The organism is Sinomonas sp. (assembly GCF_051955515.1).
Taxonomy (GTDB): domain Bacteria; phylum Actinomycetota; class Actinomycetes; order Actinomycetales; family Micrococcaceae; genus Sinomonas.
In genome coordinates, this window is sequence record NZ_JBQCGQ010000324.1 from 1 (window position 1) to 4,705 (window position 4,705).

Here is a 4,705-nt window from a genome sequence, read left to right on the forward strand (position 1 = left end):
ACATTTTTTTTGCCATTCTATGTTCCGGGCCGGTGTCCCCCGCGGGGGCGGGGCCGCGCGGGGCGCCGCGGCCGCGTCATGTCCGGAGCCCAGTGATGCCAGAAGCGCAGGGCTGCCCAAGTGCCCACGTCTCAATGGAGCAGCACAAGCTCCGCTCTCCCATCGGTGAAGAACTCGTCCCCGCTGCCGTTGTGGCCCATCTGGGGTCCAGTGAGGGCCACGAAGTCGTCCGGGTACCCGAGGGAATTGATGATGTAGGCGCGTTCGGCATCGATATTGGGGTCGATGTGATGGGTGGGGAGTTTCGCGGTTCCGGCGAGTTCGATGCCGTCGTCGAAGCTGGCGGTGGCTTCCCAGACGGGCCGCCCGTCAGGCGCGGAATAGTCTGAGCGCCAGATCCGGATGTGATGGCGCTGGCGCAGGGAATTGCTGGCGGTGGGTTTCTGGAAGGCGATGGCCTCGGGTTCGGAGGCCATGAAGGAGGGGGTCACCGGCGCATTCGCGTATTGGCCGCCTTGGAGCCCCACGGCCAGGGCACGAAGCGTCGCGGCGAACGTCGAGGGGTCTGCCCGGTCCCATCCGCGGCTTTCGAAGGCGTTCACCACTTGGTCCTCCGTTCCGACGAAGACGAAGCTGGCCGGCTCCATCCTGTCTCCGGTCAGCGTCTCGCTGTAGACGGGCAGCCGTGACAGCGACGAGGCGCCGAGCGAAGCCAGCGGCTCGCTCCGCGGCTGAGCGGGGTGCCCCTCGGGGTGGATCAGGAGGGGCGCGGCGGCCACGGCGAGCAGGATTCCCAGCGCCGGCGCCACGAGGAGGATGCGCCCGGGGGTGATGGGATGCCGTGAGTGGTTGAGGACAGGAAATCGGGCGGCGATTTCCATGATTCCGACGACGGCGGCCAGCACCGCGCTTCCCAGCAGCATGCTTCCCCAGACGTCGCTGAGGTAGTGGACGCCGAGGTAGACGCGGCTCATCGCAACGAGCTGGACCGCGAGGAGGTAGCACGCGATGGTCGCGGACTTCCCGGCGGTGCTGCGGAAGGCCTTGAACAGCAGGTAGGCGATGAATCCGTAGGCGACGACGGTGCGCATCACGTGTCCGCTGGGGAAGCTCGGGGTGGTGTCGACCAGCAGGGCCAGCGCGGCGTCAGGCCGCGAGCGGCCCAGGATCTGCTTGATGGCGGAGTAGAGCCCCTCTTGGAGCAGCGCGGTGGCCACCACGGCGCCTGCGAGGAAGCGCTGCCTCTTCCACCACAGCACGACGGCGGCGACAGCCACCACGGGAATCAGGACCTGGGCGTTTGCCAGCACCGTGACCGACGAGAAGAAGGAGGTCTCGCCGGTCGTGCGGACGGTGGGCATGAGATTCGCGATGCGCTGGTCCACCTCGGTCAGGGGCCCGTGGGTTGCCACAGTGATGGCGAGGCTGACGAAGTTCACGAAGGGAATGGCGGCAATCACCACCGTCCCGGTGAGCCAGAGCCCCTGCGGGATGTCGGTTCGCACCCGGTTCCTGAGCCACCGGACCCAAGGCGAGCCGCTGGTCCTGAACCTGACGATGTATTCGTTCGACTCGAGGCCCGTCCAGGCGGATTCGCCCAGCGAGCGGAGCATCACCGACGGCCTCGTCAATGCGCGCGCGACGGCGTAGACGAACACCACAAGGAACACGACCTCAAGGAAGATCGCGGCAAGGAACAGCATCGGCGAAACGAACAGCGAGAGCGTCTTGACCGCGTAGAAGCAGGCCACCATGAGCATGAGGGCCGCCACGGCGAGCAACAGATGCGCGCCCGCCCCGCGCCCTCGGGATCGCTGGTTCTGCTGGTGCTGGCTGCCCCTCAGCCGCGGTACCTCGTCCTCAGCCACACGAACTCCTGCGGTTCCAACATGATCCCGTCGGCGAGTTCAACTGGGCGCTCGGTGAGGAGATCGACGCCGTCACCCGCCAACCCGCTCAACGTCGCCGAGGCGACGTGCTGGGGAGCGTCGGAGAAGTTCGCGAGAACGAGGACGGTCCCGCCGTCGTCGTCCGGGCCGCCTGTCCGCTGGTAGCCGAGCACCTGCGCGTTGTGGGTGTGGAAGCCGACCAGCCGGTTGCCCTCGAGCTCCGGCGTCTGGGCGCGCACGGCGAGCAGCCGCCGCAGGCCCGCGTAGATCTGCCCCTCGGGTGCCTCGGGGTCGTGCCGCCGCTCGTAGCGTTCCGCGGGGTAATGCGGGCGGTGCACCCATCGGCTGTCGGCCTCGTGCCCGGGCTCGTCGGCGTACGCGTAGTCGTTGAGCTGCCCGACTTCGTCGCCGAGGTAGATGAGCGGAATCCCGCCCGTGCTGATGGCGATTGAGTGCACCAGCAGGATCCGGCGGATCGCCTCGGGGGAGCCGTCCTCGAGGCCGCACAGGGACGCCGTTGTGCCGGAGATCCGGCAGTCGCCGGTGCGGGGGTTGTCCTGGAAGGCGACCCCGCGCGCGAAGCTGCCCGGGAAGCGGTTCACGTAGAACGAGTTGAGGAAGCGGCGGTGGTCGTAGCCGTTGATGCCGAGCGCGGCGGCGTCCTCGTCCGCGAAGGTCCACCCGATGTCGTCGTGGCTGCGGACGTAATTGACCCACGCGGTCCCCGGGGGGAGGTTGTGGCGGCGCTCGAGGGCCTGGGAGAGCAGGCGCGTGTCGCGGGTCGCGAGCGCCTCCCAGGTGAGCGCCATCTCGAGGGGGTTGTAGGAGAGCTGGCACTCCTCCGGGGAGATGTACTGCACCACCTCGTCGGGGTGCACGATCGCCTCGGACTTGAACAGGAGCGACGGCGCCGCGAGGCGGCAGACGGCGTTGAAGGCGCGCAGGAGCTCGTGGGCCTCGGGGAGGCTTTCGCACGGCGTGCCCAGTTGCTTCCAAATGAAGGCCACAGCGTCCATGCGGAGGATCTCGACGCCTTGGTTCGCGAGGAACAGCATTTCGCGGGCCATCGCCCGGAAGACCGCGGGGTTCGAATAGTTGAGGTCCCATTGGAAGGTATGGAACGTGGCCCATACCCAGCGCCCGTCGGGAATTTGCACAAATGAGCCCGGGTGGTCCTCGGGGAAGATCTCGCGGACCGTCTGCTCATACGCATCCGGCATGGTCCGGTCGGGGAAGATCCAGTAGTAATCCGAGAATTCGGGATCGCCCGCCGCGGCCTTCTGCGCCCATTCGTGTTCGTTCGACGTGTGGTTGAAGATGAAGTCGACCACGAGGCTGATTCCGTGCTCGCGGAGCTCGGACGCGACCGCCCGCAACTGTTCCATGGTGCCGAGCCGCGGATTGACCTCCCGATAGCTCGACACCGCATAGCCCCCGTCCGAATTGGGCTCGGGGGCGAGGAAGAGCGGCATGAGGTGCAGATAGGTCAGGCCGAGTTCCTCGAAGGAGGGGAGCCGTTCGCGCAGGCCCTCGAGATCGCCGGCGTACCGATCCACGTAGCAGACTCCGCCCAGCATGCCGCCGGCCTGGAACCAGTCGGGGTCAGCGAGCCGCCGCGCATCCAGCGCCTTGAGTTCCGCCGGCCGATCCTGCCAGGAGCGCGTACATTCCACGACGAGCGCGCTGAGCTGATCGAGCCAGTCCTCGCGGTCGCCGTAGAGCGAATGGAAGAGCCGCGCAAGATCGGGGAAATGCAGGTCGAAACGCAGCCCGAAGTCTTCCCACGCAGTTCCCTCGCGATCGAGCCCCGCCTCGGCATCGAGCGTCGCGAGGACGTGTCGCCGGGCTGCTTCCTCGGGGCTGGCCTTATTCTGCACGTGACTCCCCTCATCTGGACTGTCGCCCCCACGGTAGTGGGCTTCGGTCGCGGAGGGGAGATGTTAACCCAGAACGTCGTATTCAATAACGATTTACCTTCAGGTCTTTCCTCAGGTTGTCAAGAAGCCAGTAATATTAACGAGGACTGCGTCAACTTCGAGAGGACCTGGGTATGCGGAAGTTGTCATCTGGGAGTGCCGCGCGCCGATCGCGCGGCGGTGTCATTTCCGTGCTCGCCGCCGCGGTGGTCGCCGCGGCTCCGACGACGACGGCGGCCGCCGCCCCCGCAAGCGTCACCGACCCCGCTGTGGTCCAGCCCGCGACCGCGCTGGGCCAGCGCACAGCGCAGATCGGCGTCACGCTCGTAACCGTCAAGACGACGGATCAGCCGAACGCGACCTACGACGTGACGGGCCTCCAGAACAACCTCCAGTCAGCGAACAGCTACTGGCAGACCGTCTCCGCGAATCACATCTCGCTCGCGCTGGACCGCACCGTGGACGGCATGTCGCTCAATCTTTCCTCGACTGCGGACTTCTCGTCGATCGTGAATGCCGTCGCGACGAATCTGAAGTGGGTCGACCAGGCCAACAAGGTGCTCATGGTCGTCATCCCGAATGCCAACGTCTCTGTGAGCGGCTTTTCAGGGGCGCTGGGCGTCACCTGGATGCTGGGCAGCGAGAACGGGCGGATCGTTCTGGCTCAGCCGTCCAATTTCACCGCCCCGGTGATGACGCACGAACTCGGCCACGTTCAAGGCCTGGGCCACGCCAACACGCTCCAGTGCACGGACGGCGCGATGGACTCCCAAATCGTGGGGAGCGCATTCACCGACGGCGCGTGCTCGTCCCGCGAATACGGCGACAACAACAGCATCATGGGTATTTCCCAGTGGAATCAGCCCTACCTCGACTCGTATCAGTTCGACTACGGCGGAT

Annotated in this window: 2 protein-coding genes and 1 pseudogene; 1 reads left to right on the forward strand and 2 read right to left on the reverse strand. The window is 66.5% G+C overall.

What is annotated here, in order from left to right; translation table 11 throughout:
• Positions 1–131 precede the first annotated feature (131 nt).
• Positions 132–1,868 (reverse strand): LssY C-terminal domain-containing protein, encoded by a 1,737-nt coding sequence (locus ACTHL9_RS19255; RefSeq protein WP_440520906.1) that lies wholly within the window; start codon positions 1,866–1,868, stop codon positions 132–134.
• A complete protein-coding gene (locus ACTHL9_RS19260) occupies positions 1,841–3,766 on the reverse strand; it encodes an amylosucrase (protein ID WP_440520907.1) in 1,926 nt (641 codons plus the stop codon). The genes ACTHL9_RS19255 and ACTHL9_RS19260 overlap by 28 nt, the downstream gene beginning before the upstream one ends.
• Before the next feature lie 173 nt (positions 3,767–3,939).
• Here ACTHL9_RS19260 and ACTHL9_RS19265 point away from each other — a divergent pair.
• Positions 3,940–4,705: pseudogene (locus ACTHL9_RS19265) on the forward strand (hypothetical protein); the annotation flags it as partial.